The 17,340-nt window shown below is 70.5% G+C and carries 16 protein-coding genes; 9 read left to right on the top strand and 7 right to left on the bottom strand.

Features of this window, described 5'->3' with window-relative positions:
* Window positions 1–37: 37 nt before the first annotated feature.
* Window positions 38–250 carry a hypothetical protein gene (locus MFF61_RS09885; RefSeq protein ID WP_238234932.1) on the top strand — a complete coding sequence of 71 codons (213 nt, stop codon included), beginning with the start codon at window positions 38–40 and terminating at the stop codon, window positions 248–250.
* A gap of 258 nt (window positions 251–508) precedes the next feature.
* Window positions 509–781: a hypothetical protein gene (locus MFF61_RS09880; protein ID WP_238234931.1), complete on the top strand. Its 273-nt coding sequence runs from the start codon at window positions 509–511 to the stop codon at window positions 779–781.
* Between the two features lie 27 nt (window positions 782–808).
* Here MFF61_RS09880 and paaZ read toward each other — a convergent pair whose 3' ends face one another.
* Window positions 809–2,836, bottom strand: coding sequence for a phenylacetic acid degradation bifunctional protein PaaZ (gene paaZ / locus MFF61_RS09875; RefSeq protein ID WP_238234930.1), 2,028 nt, complete (start codon window positions 2,834–2,836; stop codon window positions 809–811).
* A 246-nt stretch (window positions 2,837–3,082) separates the two neighbouring features.
* Here paaZ and MFF61_RS09870 point away from each other — a divergent pair, with 246 nt between their 5' ends.
* The 6 genes from MFF61_RS09870 (at window position 3,083) to paaE (ending at window position 7,781) form a co-directional block, all read left to right on the top strand.
* Window positions 3,083–3,976 carry a PaaX family transcriptional regulator C-terminal domain-containing protein gene (locus MFF61_RS09870; protein ID WP_238234929.1) on the top strand — a complete coding sequence of 298 codons (894 nt, stop codon included), beginning with the start codon at window positions 3,083–3,085 and terminating at the stop codon, window positions 3,974–3,976.
* A gap of 46 nt (window positions 3,977–4,022) precedes the next feature.
* Window positions 4,023–5,039, top strand: coding sequence for a 1,2-phenylacetyl-CoA epoxidase subunit PaaA (gene paaA, locus MFF61_RS09865; RefSeq protein ID WP_238234928.1), 1,017 nt, complete (start codon window positions 4,023–4,025; stop codon window positions 5,037–5,039).
* A 10-nt stretch (window positions 5,040–5,049) separates the two neighbouring features.
* Window positions 5,050–5,337, top strand: coding sequence for a 1,2-phenylacetyl-CoA epoxidase subunit PaaB (gene paaB, locus MFF61_RS09860; RefSeq protein WP_238234927.1), 288 nt, complete (start codon window positions 5,050–5,052; stop codon window positions 5,335–5,337).
* Between the two features lie 88 nt (window positions 5,338–5,425).
* Entirely contained in the window at window positions 5,426–6,202 is a 777-nt protein-coding gene (gene paaC / locus MFF61_RS09855; protein WP_238234926.1) for a 1,2-phenylacetyl-CoA epoxidase subunit PaaC, read from the top strand.
* Window positions 6,199–6,687, top strand: a complete 489-nt coding sequence (gene paaD, locus MFF61_RS09850) for a 1,2-phenylacetyl-CoA epoxidase subunit PaaD (protein WP_238234925.1) — start codon at window positions 6,199–6,201, stop codon at window positions 6,685–6,687. The genes paaC and paaD overlap by 4 nt, the downstream gene beginning before the upstream one ends.
* Window positions 6,688–6,695: 8 nt before the next feature.
* On the top strand, window positions 6,696–7,781 hold the full coding sequence (gene paaE / locus MFF61_RS09845) for a 1,2-phenylacetyl-CoA epoxidase subunit PaaE (RefSeq protein ID WP_238234924.1): 1,086 nt from the start codon (window positions 6,696–6,698) through the stop codon (window positions 7,779–7,781).
* Between the two features lie 21 nt (window positions 7,782–7,802).
* Here paaE and MFF61_RS09840 read toward each other — a convergent pair whose 3' ends face one another.
* Window positions 7,803–8,279 (bottom strand): MgtC/SapB family protein, encoded by a 477-nt coding sequence (locus tag MFF61_RS09840; RefSeq protein ID WP_238234923.1) that lies wholly within the window; start codon window positions 8,277–8,279, stop codon window positions 7,803–7,805.
* A 717-nt stretch (window positions 8,280–8,996) separates the two neighbouring features.
* Between MFF61_RS09840 and MFF61_RS09835 the strand changes: the two genes are divergently transcribed.
* Window positions 8,997–9,434: a Ros/MucR family transcriptional regulator gene (locus tag MFF61_RS09835; RefSeq protein ID WP_238234922.1), complete on the top strand. Its 438-nt coding sequence runs from the start codon at window positions 8,997–8,999 to the stop codon at window positions 9,432–9,434.
* 113 nt (window positions 9,435–9,547) lie between these two features.
* Here MFF61_RS09835 and lpdA read toward each other — a convergent pair whose 3' ends face one another.
* From lpdA to MFF61_RS09810, 5 genes are all read right to left on the bottom strand, one after another.
* Entirely contained in the window at window positions 9,548–11,386 is a 1,839-nt protein-coding gene (gene lpdA, locus MFF61_RS09830) for a dihydrolipoyl dehydrogenase (protein ID WP_238234921.1), read from the bottom strand.
* Between the two features lie 13 nt (window positions 11,387–11,399).
* The gene (gene aceF, locus MFF61_RS09825) at window positions 11,400–12,692 is read right to left on the bottom strand and encodes a dihydrolipoyllysine-residue acetyltransferase (RefSeq protein ID WP_238234920.1); all 1,293 of its coding nucleotides are present in this window, start codon (window positions 12,690–12,692) and stop codon (window positions 11,400–11,402) included.
* A 121-nt stretch (window positions 12,693–12,813) separates the two neighbouring features.
* Window positions 12,814–15,483, bottom strand: a complete 2,670-nt coding sequence (gene aceE, locus MFF61_RS09820) for a pyruvate dehydrogenase (acetyl-transferring), homodimeric type (RefSeq protein ID WP_238234919.1) — start codon at window positions 15,481–15,483, stop codon at window positions 12,814–12,816.
* A 399-nt stretch (window positions 15,484–15,882) separates the two neighbouring features.
* On the bottom strand, window positions 15,883–16,641 hold the full coding sequence (locus MFF61_RS09815) for a YoaK family protein (RefSeq protein ID WP_238234918.1): 759 nt from the start codon (window positions 16,639–16,641) through the stop codon (window positions 15,883–15,885).
* A gap of 186 nt (window positions 16,642–16,827) precedes the next feature.
* Window positions 16,828–17,103: a DUF6489 family protein gene (locus MFF61_RS09810; protein ID WP_238234917.1), complete on the bottom strand. Its 276-nt coding sequence runs from the start codon at window positions 17,101–17,103 to the stop codon at window positions 16,828–16,830.
* Window positions 17,104–17,340: the final 237 nt, after the last annotated feature.

Below are 17,340 nucleotides of genomic sequence, written 5' to 3'. Positions count from 1 at the left end.
CATCATGCGAGTGCGGACGCAACGGACGGAGCGAGCCATGGAGCATGACGACGTGCCGAGGCGCTTGGCAGACCGGCCGCTCCTGCGCATCCTTGCGATGGGCTTGAGCGCACCGTCATTCCTGACCGTTCCGGCGATGAAGCTTCAGGCGATCCAGCGAACCGACGGAGTTCAGCATGCGTGGCGCAACGTTGGCCGCCACCTGACGCGGAGCCTGGGACGTCTCGGCGATGAGCCGCGATCCAGATGACGGCCCGCCCGCGAAGGGCGGCATCCCGGTCGAGGTAAGGCAACAACTTCTAGACAAGATCGGCCCAGCACTTGATGGACTTGTCGATCCCGACAAACAGCCGGAAGTTGTCAAGCGGCTTCTTACGATTTTGCAGGCCAGAGTTTCGTTACACAGACACAGGTCGCAGAATCGCTGCATCAAGGCTCGCTGCCCGCGCCAGAAACGCTTGAGCGGTATTAGCGGCTGCACCCCGGAATGGCGGATCGCCTCCTTCGGATGGCCGAGCGCGCGCAACAGGCCGAGATCGAGTCCGTGCACGATGTCAACCGGCGGACGGACCGCTATCAGCTCCTGGCTCTGCTCGCCGGCTTCACAGGCCTGCTGATCATCCTGTGCTTCGCCTACGCCCTTGCGGAGAGAGGGCACGATTGGATCGCCGCCGGCGCACTCGGGATAGGCGTCAGCGGCATCATCGCGACTCTCGTCAACGCGCCGTTCACCCGGCGACTCCGTCCGGACGAGGAAAGAACGGACAAGTCCGCGCCCTGAACAGGTCCGTGGGCCGACGCGCCACGCTCACCCCCGCATGGCGTTCATGGTCAGGAGTTCGTAGGTCGCCGCCGTCTCGCCCGCGCCGGTGAGGATCTCGACGTCCCAGCGCACCTCGCCGTATTGCGCGTTGCGAGGCGACTTCTCCTTGGCGGTGAGGCGGACCCGGATCGCCTCGCCGGGGCGCAGCGGCTTGAGGAAGCGCAGCGAATCGAGGCCGTAATTGGCCAGGACCGGGCCCGGCTCGGGATCCACGAACAGGCCGGCCGCGAAGGAGAGCAGCAGGTAGCCGTGCGCCACCCGGCCGGGGAAGAACGGGTGGTCCTGCACCGCCTCGTCGCTCATGTGGGCGTAGAAGGTGTCGCCCGTGAAGGCCGCGAAGTGCTCGATGTCCTCGACCGTGATCGTGCGCTCGCCCGAGTGGAAGGTCCGGCCGATCTCCAGTTCCTCGAAGCGGGCGCGGAACGGATGCGCCGCGGCCTCGATCACCGGCGCGCCCTTGACCCAGCTCCCGGTGAGCGAGGTCAGCATCGCGGGCGAGCCCTGCAGGGCGGTGCGCTGCAGGTAGGGGCGCAGCGCCCGCATGCCGCCGAGTTCCTCGCCCCCGCCCGCGCGGCCCGGCCCCCCGTGGACGAGATGCGGCACCGGCGAGCCGTGGCCGGTCTGGTCCTTGGCGCAGTCGCGGTCGACCACGAGCAGCCGCCCGTGGAAGGCGCTGGCGCCGAAGACGATCTCGGCCGCCGCGGCCGGGTCGTGGGTGTAGAGCGAGGCGACGAGGCTGCCCTCGCCGCGATTGGCCAGCCGCACCGCCTCGGCGGGGTCGGCATAGCCCATCACCGTGCAGGCCGGCCCGAACGCCTCGACCTGGTGGACGCGCGTCGCCCGGATCGGGTCGGGGCAGTGCAGCAGGATCGGCGGCAGGAAGGCGCCGCGCGCCGGGTCCGCGCCCTCCACGGCGAAGTCGTCCGGATCGCCCGCGACCCGCTCGGTCTCCGGGGCGAGGAGGTCGAGCTTGGCCCGCACGTCGCGCCGCTGGTCGAGCCCGACCACGGGCCCCATCCGCACGCCTTCGAGCGCCGGATCGCCCACCCGCACGCCCGCCAGGCGCTGGCGCAAGGCGTCGATCACCGCCGGCACCTGGGCGCGCGGCGCCATCGCCCGCCGGATCGCCGTGCATTTCTGCCCGGCCTTCACGGTCATCTCCTTGGCGACCTCCTTGATGAACAGGTCGAACTCGGGCGTGCCCGGGACCGCGTCGGGGCCGAGGATGGCGGCGTTGAGCGAGTCGCGCTCGGCGTTGAAGCGCACCGCCTCGCGGGCGATGACGGGATGGCGCTGCAGGCGGGAAGCGGTCTCGGCCGAGCCCGTGAAGGCGACCACGTCCTGGCCGGTGAGGTGGTCGAACAGGTCGCCCGTCGCGCCGATCACGCATTGCAGGGCGCCGTCCGGCAGGATCCCGGATTCGGCGATCATCCGCACCAGCGCGTGCGCCACCTGCGCGGTCACGGTGGCGGGCTTGGTGACGACCGGCACGCCCGCGAGCAGCGCGGGCGCCAACTTCTCCAGGAGGCCCCAGCACGGGAAGTTGAAGGCGTTGATGTGCACGGCCGCCCCGGCCCGGGAGGTCAGCACGTGGCGGCCCGCGAAGCGGCCGCTGCGCGCGAGCGATTCCGCCTCGCCGTCGAGCAAGAACGTCGCGTTCGGCAGTTCGCGCCGGCCCTTGGAGGCGAACACGAACAGCGTGCCGATGCCCCCGTCCACGTCGATCAGGCTGTCGCCGCGCGTGGCCCCGGTCTGGAGCGAGAGGGCGTAGAGCGCCTCCTTGCGCTCGGTGAGATACTGCGCCAGCGCCTTCAGCATCGCGGCGCGGTCGTGGAAGGTGAGGCGGCGCAGGGCCGGACCGCCGACGCGCCTGGCGTAGTCCAGCACCTCGTCCATCGCGAGGCCGCCGCTCGCGACCTCCGCCACCGGCTCGCCCGTGACGGCGCTGCGCACGAGCACGAGGTCGGTGCCGGGCGCGGCCCAGCGGCCCTGGACGTAGCTCTCCAGTCTCATCGGCGTTCCTCCCGTGTCGTTCTGGTCGCGTCCTTCCGGCGCATTATTGACCGACCGGCCGGTTGGTCAAGGCGGGACGCGTCGTCTCGACAAGCGCCGGCGGACCACCGATATCCGTGCGGTCTCGGCCGGCTGCCGGGTGGATCGGACGAGCGCGAGACCTCCTCTCCCGTACGGGAGAGGGCATGCTCCGCGCGCCATTCCTCGACCCCAGGCCGCAACCCACCCCGAGGAGTGCGCCGCCGGATGGCCGCCTACGTCCAGTCGCTGCTCGACCAGTTTCACCAGCGCACGCCGCTCCGGGTCGGGTCGCTCGTGGTCACGGTGTTCGGCGACGCGGTGGTGCCGCGGGGCGGGGTGCTGTCGCTCGAATCCCTGCTCGCCGTGACCCGCGCCTTCCGGATCGGCGACGGGGTGGTGCGCACGGCGCTCTCGCGCCTCGTGGCGGACGGCTGGTTCGCGCGCTGGAAGGTCGGCCGCAACAGCTTCTACCGGCTCACCCCCGTGGGCGCCGCGCCCTTCGCGCGGGCGACCGAGCGCATCTATGCCGGGCGTCCGCCCGCGTGGCGGGGGAGCTTCGACCTCCTCCTCCTCGACGGGGCCGACGATCGGGCGGGTGTGCGGGCGGAGCTCGCCGCCGCGGGCTACGGCATGCTCGCGCCCGACCTGATGGTCGGGATCGGCGAGCGGGCGGGCGAGGGGGGGTTCCTGCGCCTCGCGGGCGCCCCGGACGACCTCGCCACCGCCCGGCGGCTCGCCGCCCGCGCCTGGCCCCTCGACGCGGTGGGCGCGCGCTACGCCCGCTTCGTCTCCGCCTTTGCCCCCGCCGCCGAGGCGCTGGAGGCGGGCCGGCAGCCGGACGATCTCGAGGCCCTGGTGGTGCGCCTGCTGCTGATCCACGAGTTTCGCCGCGCCGTGCTCAAGGACCCGCTCCTGCCCGCCCCCCTCCTGCCCGAGGACTGGGCCGGCGAGGCGGCGCGCGACCTCTGCGGGCGGCTCTACCGCAGCCTCGCGCCCGCGGCCGAGCGCTGGCTCGACCGGCATGCCCGCAGCGATGCGGGCGCCCTGCCGCCGCCCGGCCCCGCCTTCGCGGCCCGGTTCGCCGCACCGCTTCGTGTTACGGAAAATCTTGCAATCTAGATTTTCTGTGACATATTGAAAGGCGAATCCTCGGGAGGGATCGCTCATGTACACGCAGGCCCTGAACGCCAAGGACGCCGTCGTGGAGGCTGCCGGCCCCGAGGAGGCCGGCCGCAACGGGCGTTTCCAGGCGCGGGTCGATGCCGAGGAGCGCATCGAGCCGAACGACTGGATGCCGGAGGCCTACCGGCGCACCCTGGTGCGGCAGATCTCCCAGCACGCCCATTCGGAGATCGTGGGCATGCTGCCGGAGGGCAACTGGATCACCCGCGCGCCCTCGCTCAAGCGCAAGGCGGCGCTGCTGGCCAAGGTGCAGGACGAGGCCGGCCACGGGCTCTACCTCTATGCCGCGGCCGAGACCCTGGGGACGAGCCGCGAGGAGCTGGTCGACCAGCTCCTGTCCGGCAAGGCGAAGTACTCGTCGATCTTCAACTACCCGACGCTGTCCTGGGCCGATATCGGGGCGATCGGCTGGCTCGTCGACGGCGCGGCGATCATGAACCAGATCCCGCTCTGCCGCTGCTCCTACGGCCCCTACGCGCGGGCGATGATCCGCATCTGCAAGGAGGAGAGCTTCCACCAGCGCCAGGGCTACGAGATCATGCTGACGCTGTGCCGCGGCACGCCCGAGCAGAAGGCGATGGCGCAGGACGCCCTGAACCGCTGGTGGTGGCCCTGCCTGATGATGTTCGGTCCGCCCGATGCCGAGAGCCAGCATTCCGAGCAATCGGCCCAATGGAAGATCAAGCGCTTCTCGAACGACGAGCTGCGCCAGAAGTTCGTGGACGCGACGGTGCCCCAGGGCCACCATCTCGGCCTGACCTTCCCGGACCCGGACCTCACCTACGACGAGGCCGCCGGCCACTGGCGCTTCGGGGCGATCGACTGGGAGGAGTTCCGGCAGGTGCTCGCCGGCAACGGCCCCTGCAACCGCCAGCGGATGAAGCAGCGCCGCGACGCCCACGCGGCCGGCGCCTGGGTGCGCGAGGCCGCGATGGCCCATGCCGAGAAGCGCGCCCGCCGGGCGCGGGAGGCCACCGGCGCCGTCGCGGCGGCCGCCTGAGGAGGGGATGATGGCCGAGGCGAAGATCCCGCTCTGGGAAGTGTTCATCCGCTCGCGCAACGGGCTCGCGCACAAGCACGTGGGCTCGCTGCATGCGGCGGATGCCGGCATGGCCCTGCAGGCGGCGCGCGACGTCTACACCCGGCGCGGGGAAGGCCTGTCGCTCTGGGTCGTGCCCTCGGCCGCCATCGTGGCCTCGGACCCCGCCGACAAGGAGATGTTGTTCGAGCCCACCGCCTCGAAGATCTACCGGCACCCGACCTTCTACGAGGTGCCGGACGACGTGGGGCACATGTAGCGCGGCTCCCGGACCGAGCGCGGGACGCCCTCTCCCGCCCGGGCAAGGGGAGGCCGGCCGCACCCTGACTGATCGCGGAGATCGGACGATGTCCACCACCTCCATCGCCCTCGCGGAATCGCCGCTCCTCGCCCTCGTTCTGCGCCGGGCGGACGACGCGCTGATCCTCGGGCACCGCCTCTCCGAGTGGTGCGGGCACGCGCCGATGCTGGAGGAGGACATCGCGCTCGCCAACATCGCCCTCGACTGCGTGGGCCAGGCCCGCGCCCTCTACGAATACGCGGCACAGGTCGACGGGCGGGGGCTCACGGAGGACGATTTCGCCTACCGGCGCGAGGCGCACCAGTACCGCAACTGCCTGCTCGTGGAGCAGCCGAACGGCGACTTCGCCGCCACCATCGTGCGGCAGGTGCTGTTCTCAGCCTTCATCGATCCGTACTGGCGGGCGATGATGGGTTCGGCCGACGCCGCGCTCGCGGCGGTGGCCGCCAAGGCCGAGAAGGAGACGGCCTACCACCTGCGCCATGCGGCCGAGTGGCTGATCCGGCTCGGCGACGGCACGGCCGAGAGCCGTGCCCGGGTGCAGGCCGCCCTCGACGACCTCTGGCCCTACGCGGGCGAAGCGTTCGAGAGCGATCCCGCGGAAGCCGGGCTCGTCGCGGCCGGGATCGCGGTCGACCCGGCCTCGCTGCGGCCGGCCTTCGATCGCACGATCGCGCGGGTGCTGGAGGAGGCGACGCTCACGCGGCCAACCGGCTCGGGCGCGCAGAGCGGGGGCCGGCGCGGGCGCCACAGCGAGCATCTCGGCTTCATCCTCGCCGACCTTCAGTACCTGCAGCGGGCCCATCCGGGGGCGGTGTGGTGAACGAGGCGGCGCGGCGGGAGGCCGCCTACGCGGCCGCGGCCGGGGTCTGCGACCCGGAGATCCCGGTCCTCACCATCGCGGATCTCGGCGTGCTGCGGGAGGTCAGCCTGCGCGACGGCCGGGTCGAGGTCGCCATCACGCCGACCTATTCGGGCTGCCCGGCCATGGACGTGATCGGCCTGGAGGTGCAGACCGCGCTCGCCGCCGCGGGCTTCCCGGACGCCGTCGTGCGCCTCGTGCGCTCCCCCGCCTGGACCACCGACTGGATGACGCAGGCGGGCCGCGACAAGCTCGCCGCCTACGGCATCGCCCCGCCCGCCGCCAAGGCCTCGCGCCGGGCGCTGTTCGGCGAGGAGGCGGTGACGTGCCCGCATTGCGGCTCCGCGCGCACCGAGCGCATCTCCGAGTTCGGCTCGACGGCCTGCAAGGCGCTATGGCGCTGCCTCGCCTGCCGCGAACCCTTCGACGCCTTCAAGTGCATCTGAGGCCCGCCATGACTCCCGGCTCCAGCCCCCGCTTCCATCGCCTGCGCGTGGCCGAGGTCCGCCGCGAGACGCCGGATGCCGTCTCGATCGCGCTCGCGGTGCCGGACGATCTGCGCGACGCCTTCGGGTTCGCCTGCGGCCAGTACCTGACCCTGCGCACGACGCTGCACGGCGAGGAGGTGCGGCGCTCCTACTCGATCTGCTCGGGCCTCGACGACGCGGACCTGCGCATCGCGGTCAAGCGGGTCGAGGGCGGCCTGTTCTCCGGCTTCGCCACCGGCACGCTGGCGACCGGCGACGAGATCGACGTGATGCCGCCGATGGGCCGCTTCGGCCTCGCGCCGCAGCCGGAGGCCGCGCACACCTACGCGGCCTTCGCGGCGGGTTCGGGCATCACCCCGATCCTGTCGATCATCCGCACGATGCTCGCCCGCGAGCCGCACAGCCGCTTCTTCCTGTTCTACGGCAACCGCTCCACGGGCTCGATCCTGTTCCGCGAGGCGCTGGAGGACCTGAAGGATCGCTTCCTCGACCGGCTGAGCGTGTTCCACGTCCTCTCGCGCGAGACGCAGGACATCGACGCCCTCAACGGGCGCCTCGACGGGGCGAAGGCCGCCCTGTTCCTGCGCACCATCGTGCCGGCGGAGCGGGTCGACCACGCCTTCGTGTGCGGCCCCGCCGACATGCTCGAGGCGGTGTCGGGCGCGTTGCGCGAGGCCGGCCTGCCGGAGCAGCGCATCCATGTCGAGCGCTTCACGCCGGCGGGCGAGGGCCGGGCGCGGGCGCCGCGCCCCGTCGCGCCCGCGGACGCGCCCGCCGCGCGCGCCACCGTGATCACCGACGGCATTGCCGCGGAGGTGCCGGTGGCGGCGGGCGAGACGGTGCTCGACGCCGCGATCCGGGCCGGGCTCGACCTGCCGTATTCCTGCCGGGGCGGCATGTGCTGCACCTGCCGGGCCAAGGTCGCGGAGGGCGCGGTCGAGATGGAGGTGAACTACTCCCTCGAACCCTGGGAGATCGAGGCCGGCTTCGTGCTCACCTGCCAGGCCAAGCCCACCACCGAGCGGGTGGTGATCGACTTCGACCACGTCTGAGCTCCTGGTCCGGTCAGCGGCTCAATCGTCGTCCGAGCGGTGCTTGTCGGGCAGGATGTGGCGCTTGAGGAGACCCACCAGGATCAGCACCGCGAAGGCGAGGACGAGGGCGGCGGCGACGAGCCGGTACTGCGCCGCGCCCGCCGCGATGCCCAGGGCGGCGGAGAGCCAGACGCTCGCCGCGGTGGTCAGGTTGCGCACGTCCCCGCGCATCACGATGATCGCCCCGGCGGCGATGAAGCCGATCGCCTGCGCGAGGCCCTGGATGACCCGCAGCGGATCGGCGTCGCCGCCGTCCGCCCGCACCGCCGCGTAGAGGCTGAGCGCCGACACGGTGATCACCGCGGAACTCAGCGCCACCAGGGCGTGTGTGCGCAGGCCCGCATCCTTGCCGCGAACCTCCCGCTCGAAGCCGATCATGAGGCCGCAGAGCGTCGCTGCGCCGAGGCGCAGCATCAGGTCGGCGATGCCGAAACTGGTCTCGTCCGGGATGGTCATGGTCACGGCCTCGTCAGTGCGCCGTGCTCTCCTGCAGACGGAAACGCCGCAGCGGGCCGAACGGATGACGGCGGGTGCGACCGGCTCCCAAGCTCTTCGCGATCGATGCCGTCAGCATCTCCACGGCTTTCTCCGTGTTGCGACTCGACAATCGGACCACCAAAGCGCCATCTGTCCTGCAAGACGCGCAGCATAGCCGCAATCCTCGACCCGATCGACGCCCGGCGGCAGCCGATCTTGTCGCGCCCATCGTCTCGGCCTCGACCCTGCGGGCGGTCCTTGCAATTTCTCGTTTCAGTAGATGGGACGCATCGCGCGAGCGAAGCCGCCGTGTCACCGGCCCGGGTTGCATCGATCGCAGCAACATTCCGCCCTGGCCGCCGGACGAAGACATAGCCCGATCAAATTTACGCCCTCGACACAATCTGACATGAATCAATTACAATTTTCCTCACAATCTCGCCAACCAGCACAACCGTAGGTCTTCTGTTTCGAGATGTCGCGAGCAACGCATCCACAAGAACTACGTATCTTCACGAAGCTTTTTGCTTCCACCACCTTGCGAGCCGCCACCTAAACGTTCAACACGTCTGACGCGCTCGGCGGAGACGTGCTTCGGCTCACTCCAAGATGCGCCCAACGAAGAAGCAAGGGCCGACCGTGGAACCATGCGCGGGAGTGGCCCGGCATCGGCAACTCTCACGAAATGGAACCTGAATGATGGCAGAGGTGGAAGGTCACGACGAGGACGCGGGCGATCTCGTCACGCTGACGGCCGACATCGTGTCGGCCTACGTCTCGAAGAACTCCGTGCCGATTGCGGAGCTGCCCGGGCTGCTCTCGGCGGTCCACGGAACCCTGGGAGCCCTGGTCTCGCCGCCTCCGCCCGAGCCGGAGAAGCCGGTGCCGCCGGTGCCGATCAAGAAGACCGTGACCCCCGATCACATCATCAGCCTGGAAGACGGCAAGCCCTACAAGTCCCTCAAGCGACACCTCACCACCCGAGGCCTCACCCCGGACCAGTACCGCCAGAAGTGGGGGCTCCCCCCCGACTACCCGATGGTGGCGGCCAACTATGCCGCGCAGCGCTCCGAACTGGCCAAGAGCATCGGCCTCGGCCAGCAGCGCAAGAACCGCGGCCGCCGCAAGCCCTGACGCCGCCATCGGCCACGCGCCGCAGCACCCGGTGCGGCCATCCCGCCGTCGGCGGGGCGTGACGGACCATAAGGGCTCCCCCGTCCCGCAGGACGGGGGAGCCCGCTTCCCTCTCAGTGCGCGGCGCGCTTGGGCATGTAGAGGTCGGTGATCGTGCCCTCGAAGGCCTCCGCCGCCATGCCGACGGTCTCCGACAGGGTCGGGTGCGGATGGATGGTGAGCCCGATGTCGCTCGCATCCGCCCCCATCTCGATGGCGAGCGCCGCCTCCGCGATCAGGTCGCCCGCCGAGGGGCCGACGATGCCGCAGCCGAGGATGCGGTCCGTGGTCTCGTCGAGCAGCACCTTGGTCAGGCCCTCGTCACGGCCGAGCGCCAGCGAGCGACCGCTCGCCGCCCACGGAAACACGCCCTTGCCGACCTTGAGGCCCTTGGCCTTGGCCTCGTTCTCGGTGAGCCCCACCCAGGCCACCTCCGGATCCGTGTAGGCCACCGACGGGATCACCTTGGCGTCGAAGAAGGAATTCTTCCCCGCCGCCGTCTCGGCCGCCACCTTGCCCTCGTGCGTCGCCTTGTGGGCGAGCATCGGCTGGCCCACCACGTCGCCGATGGCGAAGATGTGCGGCACGTTGGTGCGCATCTGCCGGTCGACCGGGATGAAGCCCCGCTCGTCCACGGCCACGCCCGCCGCCTCGGCCCCGATCAGCTTGCCGTTCGGCCGCCGGCCCACCGAGACCAGGATCTTGTCGAAGGTGTCGCTGGCCGGCGCCGAGCCGCCCTCGAACGTCACCTTCAGCCCCTCGGGCAGCGCCTCCACGGCCGTGACCTTGGCCTTGAGGTGGATCGCCTCGTACTGCTTGGAGATCCGCTTCATTAGCGGCGTGACGATGTCCTTGTCGGCGCCCGGGATGATCTGGTCCATCAGTTCGACGATCGTCACCTTGGCGCCGAGCGCGTGGTAGACGGTGGCCATCTCGAGCCCGATGATGCCGCCGCCGATGACGAGCAGGCGCTTGGGGATGCCGTCGAGTTCGAGCGCCCCCGTGGAGTCGATCACCCGCGGGTCGTCGTGCGGGATGAACGGCATCCGCACCGGCTCCGAGCCCGCCGCGATGATCGCCTGCTCGAAGCCGATGATGCGCGTCCTGCCCTCGTGCTCGACCGCGATCTGGTGCGGGCTGACGAAGCGGGCGGTGCCGGTGACGACCGTCACCTTGCGCTGCTTGGCCAAGCCCCCGAGGCCGCCGGTGAGCTTCTTGACGACCCCGTCCTTCCACCCGCGCAGCTTGTCGATGTCGATGGAGGGCGCCGCGAAGCTGATGCCGTGCGAGGCCATGGCGTGGCTCTCGTCGATCACCTTGGCGGCGTGCAGCAGCGCCTTCGAGGGGATGCAGCCGACGTTGAGGCACACCCCGCCGAGCGAGGCCCAGCGCTCGACCAGCACGACCTTCTTGCCGAGATCGGCCGCCCGGAAGGCCGCCGTGTAGCCGCCGGGGCCGGCGCCGAGCACCAGCACCTCGGCGCGCATCTCCTCGCCGGAGACCGGGGCGGCGGCCCTCGGGGCCGGTGCGGCGGGCGCCGCGCCGTTGCCCCCGGCCGCGGCGGACGAGCCGTAGCCGGCCTGCCCCTCGCCGGGGGCGTGACCGCCAGCCGCCGGGGCGGCCTTGGGGGCGGCCGTCTCGGCGACCTGGGGCTTGGCCGCGCCGGTGCCGGCAGCGGCACCGGAGAGCAGGAGGATCAGGTCGCCCTGGCTCACCTTGTCGCCGGGCTTCACCTTCACCTCCGCCACCGTGCCGGCCACGGGCGAGGGCACGTCCATCGTCGCCTTGTCGGATTCGAGCACGATCAGCGTGTCGTCGATCCCGATCTGGTCGCCGGGCTTCACGACGACCTCGATGATCGGCACGTCCTTGAAGTCCCCGATGTCGGGGAGGCGGACCTCGTTCTGGCTCATCGCTGTCGCCTCCTCAGATCACGAGCCGCCGCACGTCCTCGAGGACGTGGGCGAGATGGTGGGTGAAGCGGGCGGCGAGCGCCCCGTCGATGACCCGGTGGTCGTAGGAGACCGAGAGCGGCAGCATCAGGCGGGGCTTGAACTCCGACCCGTCCCAGACGGGCGCCATCTTCGAGCGCACCACGCCCAGGATCGCCACCTCGGGGGCGTTGACGAGCGGCGTGAAGGCGGTGCCGCCGATGCCGCCGAGCGACGAGATGGTGAAGGTCGCCCCCTGCATGTCGCCGCTGCCGAGCTTGCCGTCGCGGGCCTTCTTGGAGAGCGCGCCGAGTTCCTGGCTGATCTCGGTAATGCCCTTGCGGTCGGCGTCCTTGACCACCGGCACGACGAGCCCGTCCGGCGTGTCGACCGCGACGCCGATGTTGTAGTAGCGCTTGAGGATCAAGGCCTCCTTGTCGGGCGACAGGGACGAGTTGAACTCCGGGTGCGCCCGCAGGGCCGAGACCGAGGCCTTGATCAGGAAGGCCAGCAGCGTGACGCGGTAGCCCTTCTCCTTGCCCTGGGTGTCGAGTTCCTTGCGGTAGGCGTCGGTCTCGGTGATGTCGGCCTCGTCCTGATGGGTGACGAGGGGCACGTTGAGCCAAGCCCGGTGCAGGTGCGGCCCCGAGATCTTCTTGATCCGCGCGAGCGGCTTGGTCTCGATGGGGCCGAACTTCGAGAAGTCGACGGCCGGGATCTCCGGGATGCCCATGCCGCCCGACGTCATCACGGCGCCGCCCGGGGCCGGGGCCGGGGCCGCCGCGCGGGTGAGGTGGCCCTTCACGTCCTCCTTGGTGATCCGGCCCTTCTCGCCGGTGCCCTTCACGGCGTTGAGGTCGATGCCGAGTTCGCGCGCGAGGCGGCGCACCGCCGGGCTGGCATGGACCTGCGAGAAGTCGGGGATGGCGGAGGCGGCGGGCGCCGCGGCCGGGGCCGGGGCGAGCTCCTGCTTCGGCATCAGCGCGGCGGTGTCGGCCGCGGTCGCGGCCCCGTTGCCCTTCGGCTCGGATTTAGTCTCGGCCGCGGCACCACCCTCGCCCTTGAGCAGCAGGATCGGGCTGCCCTCGCTCACCTTGTCGCCGATCTTGATCAGCACCTGCTCGACCACGCCGGCCGCAGGGGAGGGCACCTCCATGGTGGCCTTGTCGGATTCGAGCGAGACGAGCGGATCGTCCGGCCCGATCGTGTCGCCCACCTTCACGTGCACTTCGATGATCGGGATGTCCTTGAAATCCCCGATATCCGGAATCTTGACCTCGGTCGCCACGGCGCCTCTCCCGTTACGTCACGTCGCTTGGCTTGACGGATGCTGGCTCGATGGATGCTGGCTCGATGGAGCTTGCGTGGCGGGCCCCCTGTCCCGGACGGGAGCAGGGGCCCGCGTCGGGTCACACCGTCCAGGGTGCGGGCTTCTGCGGATCGAGGCCGTACTTGGCGATCGCCTCGGCGACCTTGGCGGCCGGGACCTGTCCTTCCTCGGCGAGGCTCTTGAGGGCCGCCACCGCCACCCAGTGCCGGTCGACCTCGAAGAAGTCGCGCAGGCGCACCCGGTAGTCCGAGCGCCCGAACCCGTCCGTGCCCAGCACCTTGTAGCGGCCCGGCACGTAGGGGCGGATCTGGTCGGCGAAGAGCCGCATGTAGTCGGTGGCGGCGATCACCGGGCCGGAGCGGCCCGACAGGCAGGTCTCGACGTAGGAGGTCCGCTGCGGCTCGGTCGGGTGCAGCATGTTCCAGCGCTCCACCGCCATCGCCTCGCGCTTCAGCTCCGTGAAGCTCGGGCAGGACCAGATGTCCGCGACGATGCCGAAATCCGTCTTCAGGAGTTCGGCCCCCGCGATCACCTCGCGCAGGATGGTGCCCGAGCCGAGGAGTTGCACCCGCGGGCCTTTGCCCTGGCCCTCGCGGAACAGGTACATGCCCTTGAGGATGCCCTCCCGCGCCCCCTCCGGCATGCCCGGATGGGCGTAATTCTCGTTCATCACGGTGATGTAGTAGAACACGTCCTCCTGCTCGGCATACATCCGCCGCAGGCCGTCCTGCACGATCACCGCGACCTCGTACGAGAAGGTCGGGTCGTAGGAGATGCAGTTCGGGATCGTGGCCGAGACCAGGTGGCTGTGCCCGTCCTCGTGCTGGAGCCCCTCGCCGTTGAGGGTGGTGCGCCCGGCGGTGCCGCCGATCAGGAAGCCCCGCGCCCGCATGTCGCCCGCCGCCCAGGCGAGGTCGCCGATGCGCTGGAAGCCGAACATCGAGTAGTAGATGTAGAACGGGATCGTCGGCGCGTCGGAATGCGAGTAGGAGGTCGCCGCCGCGATCCACGAGGACATGGCGCCGGCCTCGTTGATGCCCTCCTGGAGCATCTGGCCCTTCTCGTCCTCGCGGTAGTACATCAGCTGGTTGGCATCCTCCGGCCGGTAGAGCTGGCCGACCTGGCTGAAGATGCCGAACTGGCGGAACATGCCCTCCATGCCGAAGGTGCGGCTCTCGTCGGGCACGATCGGCACGATGCGGTTGCCGATGCTCTTGTCGCGCAGGAGCGTGTTCAGCACCCGCACGAAGGCCATGGTGGTGGAGATCTCGCGGCCCGCAGTCTCCTTGAGCTGCGCGTCGAAGGCCTCCAGCGGCGGCACCTGGAGCGCCTGCGCCTTTTGCCGGCGCGCCGGCAGGGGACCGCCCAGCGCCTCGCGCCGGGCCATCAGGTAGCGGTGCTCGGGGCTTCCCTCGGGGAAGCGGATGAACGGGATCTCGCCGACCTGCTCGTCGGTGAGGTCGATCTGGAAGCGGTCCCGGAACTGCTTGAGGACCGCCTCACCCATCTTCTTCTGCTGGTGGGTGATGTTCTGGCCCTCGCCGGCCTCGCCCATGCCGTAGCCCTTCACGGTCTTGGCGAGGATGAGGGTGGGCTGGCCCTTATGCTTCACGGCCGCGCTGTAGGCCGCGTAGACCTTGCTCGGGTCGTGGCCGCCGCGGGTGAGGCGCCAGATGTCGTCGTCGCTCCAGTCGGCCACCAGCGCGGCGGTCTCGGGGTAGCGGCCGAAGAAATGCTCGCGGATGTAGGCGCCGTTCTTGGACTTGAAGTCCTGGTACTCGCCGTCGACGCACTCGGTCATCAGGCGTGCCAGCATGCCGGAGGTGTCGCGGGTGAGCAGCTGATCCCAGCCGGAGCCCCACAGCACCTTGATGACGTTCCAGCCGGCGCCGCGGAAGTTGGCCTCCAGCTCCTGCACGATCTTGCCGTTGCCGCGCACCGGCCCGTCGAGGCGCTGCAGGTTGCAGTTGATGACGAAGACGAGGTTGTCGAGCTTCTCGCGCGCCGCAAGCGCGATGGCGCCGAGGGACTCGGGCTCGTCCATCTCGCCGTCGCCCATGAAGGCCCAGACCTTGCGGCCGTCGGTGTTGGCCAGCCCGCGGTGATGGAGGTAGCGCAGGTAGCGGGCCTGGTAGATCGCCATCAGCGGCCCGAGGCCCATCGAGACGGTGGGGAACTGCCAGAAATCCGGCATCAGCCAGGGATGCGGATAGGAGGAGAGGCCCTTGCCCCCGACCTCCTGGCGGAAGGACAGGAGCTGCTCCTCGGTGAGCCGCCCTTCGAGGAAGGCGCGGGCGTAGATCCCTGGCGAGGAATGGCCCTGGACGTAGATCAGGTCGCCGCCGTGGCTGTCGTTGGCCCCGTGCCAGAAATGCATGAAGCCGGTGTCGTACAGGGTCGCAGCCGACTGGAAGCTGGCGATGTGGCCGCCGAGTTCGGAGGAGTCCTTGTTGGCCCGCAGGATGATCGCGATGGCGTTCCAGCGGATGGCGGAGCGGATGCGGTGCTCGATCGCCCGGTCGCCGGGGTGGGGGTCCTGCTTGTCGACCGGGATCGTGTTCAGGTAGGCGGTGTTGGCCGAGTAGGGGACGGGCGCGCCCTTCTTGCGGGCCTCCTCGATCACCTGCCCGATCAGGAAGTGCGCCCGTTCGGGCCCCTCCACGTCGAGCACGCCGTCGAGGGAGTCGAGCCACTCCCGGGTCTCCACGGGATCGGGATCGCGCTGGTCGAGTTCGCGGCTGCGTTCCACTCTGGTCCTCCCTGGTAGCCCTCTCGCGGCGGCGCGGGGCTGGTCTGTCGCCGGGCCATGAGCACGGCGCGTGCCACACCATGGCTTAGAGAAGCCACGTGGAAGTGCAAGGGCTTAGTGCAGCGCCCGGCCGAGGCCGTTCCGACATTTCGGAATAGAAGCGAGATTCTGTCCGGAAACTCAGACAGGACCAGATCCGGCGCGGGGCCGCGCCCGGTCGCCGGGACTGCTTGGCGTCCGGCGCGAGATCTGACGATGCGGCGTCCTACCCCTGCGTAATTCTGCCGCGAGCCTGCCCGGCAAAATTGTTCCGGGCGGTCCTGCCTCAGGGTTCTGCTCTCGCCTTCATGGCTGCCTCTTGGCCGCCTGCGAACCGGCATCGGCGTCAGGCCGGAGGGCTCAGGACGCTGCCGTCGCGCGCTCCCTCACGACGGTCACGGGCACGGCATCGGCGGGCGCGTCGGGGGCGGGCGCCGTGCCGGCGATGAGCCGGCTGCCCGGCTTGGCGAGGGTCAGCACGGTCACCGCCAGGGCGAGGCCCGCCGCCAGGGCCGCCGTGAACAGGAAGGCGGCCTCGCCGAAATAAGTGTGCAGGACGCCGCCCACCACCGCGCCGGAGCTCAACGCCCCCCAGAGCGGCGCCTGGATCCAGAAGGAGTCGGCGGGCTTGTGCAGGAGGAGGTTCGCCAGCCCGGTGCCGAAGCGCACCACCGCTCCCGTCACGTAGGTCAGCGCGAGGCTGCGCCCGTCCGCATCCTGCAGCGTCGCGTTCTGCATCCCGAGCGCCAGCACCACCGGGTAGACGTGGAACGGGAACGGGACGGGCCCCTCCGGCATGCCGAGCCCGAGGCACAGGAGGGCGGCCTGGAGCCACAGCAGCACGGGCAGGCGCCAGCGCCCGGCCCAGGCGGCGACGAGGGTGCCCGCGAAGGCGCCCAAGCAGAACACCGCGATCACCGAGGCGACGCGGGTCGCCCCGTCCCACTCGCCCTGGGCCACCGCCGCGCCGAAGCGGGTGGTATTGCCCGACATGAACGACATGAACAGCTGCGAGAATTCGAGGAACCCGATCGCATCCGCGCATCCCGCCAGTCCGGACAGCATGAGTGCCAGAGGCACGCGCGTGATCGCGCTCGCGGGAAACGATTTGTCGGTCATCAGGGCTCCCGGGATCCGGCGGCAGCGCGCCCCGGACGGGGCGATCCGTTCCGCGCGGAAGGCTTGCAGATGCGGATGACCTTTGGCAAGCGCTCCGGCAGCGGCACGACGCCTCTGCGGCAGCCGCCTCCCTTCCTCAGGGGCAGACTTCCTGGCGGCCGAACGGCACCAGCGGCGAGGCCCGCCTCACTCGCGCTCGCGGTCGGTCCGGGCGGGCGCCGCCGTGCCGCCGAAGCCCTGCTGGAACATGTTCAGGAACATGGACTGCATCTGCTCGGCATTCTGGGGGAAGAGCGAGAACCAGCTGCGCAGCATGGCATCGGGGGAGAAGCGCTCGATGTCGGCCAGCATCCGGCGCTCGAGTTCCGCCATCACGGCCGCCTGCATCGGCTCAAGGTTGGGTAGACCGACGAACTGGCGCGCCTCCAGCGGGGTGCAGTCGACCTCGACCCGGAACTTCATCGCCCGTCTTCCTCCCGGGGCCGGCGCGCCCCGTCGCACCCACACAGGAGCATTCGCGACTTTTTGTAAAGCGCGATTGCGACCGCTCCCGTTGCCTATGTGAACAGCGCAGCCGCGGCGCCCGTGCAACGGTGCATCCGCCGTGCCGCCCATCCAGCCCCTCTCCCGGCGGCGCGGCGGCGGGCCGGGCACAGAATGTCCGGTGATGCGACGCCCGGCCCGCCTCAGGGGCGGGTG

The organism is Methylobacterium isbiliense (assembly GCF_022179325.1).
Lineage (GTDB): Bacteria > Pseudomonadota > Alphaproteobacteria > Rhizobiales > Beijerinckiaceae > Methylobacterium > Methylobacterium isbiliense.
The sequence above is the reverse complement of the archived record's forward strand: the minus strand, read 5'-3'. Positions and strand labels throughout refer to the sequence as shown.

What these genes read in the sequence shown, in the direction of transcription:
- MFF61_RS09885 (WP_238234932.1), top strand. Translation starts at nt 38, where the DNA reads ATGGAGCATGACGACGTGCCGAGGCGCTTGGCAGACCGGCCGCTCCTG.
- MFF61_RS09880 (WP_238234931.1), top strand. Translation starts at nt 509, where the DNA reads ATGGCCGAGCGCGCGCAACAGGCCGAGATCGAGTCCGTGCACGATGTC.
- paaZ (WP_238234930.1), bottom strand. Translation starts at nt 2,836, where the DNA reads ATGAGACTGGAGAGCTACGTCCAGGGCCGCTGGGCCGCGCCCGGCACC.
- MFF61_RS09870 (WP_238234929.1), top strand. Translation starts at nt 3,083, where the DNA reads ATGGCCGCCTACGTCCAGTCGCTGCTCGACCAGTTTCACCAGCGCACG.
- paaA (WP_238234928.1), top strand. Translation starts at nt 4,023, where the DNA reads ATGTACACGCAGGCCCTGAACGCCAAGGACGCCGTCGTGGAGGCTGCC.
- paaB (WP_238234927.1), top strand. Translation starts at nt 5,050, where the DNA reads ATGGCCGAGGCGAAGATCCCGCTCTGGGAAGTGTTCATCCGCTCGCGC.
- paaC (WP_238234926.1), top strand. Translation starts at nt 5,426, where the DNA reads ATGTCCACCACCTCCATCGCCCTCGCGGAATCGCCGCTCCTCGCCCTC.
- paaE (WP_238234924.1), top strand. Translation starts at nt 6,696, where the DNA reads ATGACTCCCGGCTCCAGCCCCCGCTTCCATCGCCTGCGCGTGGCCGAG.
- MFF61_RS09840 (WP_238234923.1), bottom strand. Translation starts at nt 8,279, where the DNA reads ATGACCATCCCGGACGAGACCAGTTTCGGCATCGCCGACCTGATGCTG.
- MFF61_RS09835 (WP_238234922.1), top strand. Translation starts at nt 8,997, where the DNA reads ATGATGGCAGAGGTGGAAGGTCACGACGAGGACGCGGGCGATCTCGTC.
- lpdA (WP_238234921.1), bottom strand. Translation starts at nt 11,386, where the DNA reads ATGAGCCAGAACGAGGTCCGCCTCCCCGACATCGGGGACTTCAAGGAC.
- MFF61_RS09815 (WP_238234918.1), bottom strand. Translation starts at nt 16,641, where the DNA reads ATGACCGACAAATCGTTTCCCGCGAGCGCGATCACGCGCGTGCCTCTG.
- MFF61_RS09810 (WP_238234917.1), bottom strand. Translation starts at nt 17,103, where the DNA reads ATGAAGTTCCGGGTCGAGGTCGACTGCACCCCGCTGGAGGCGCGCCAG.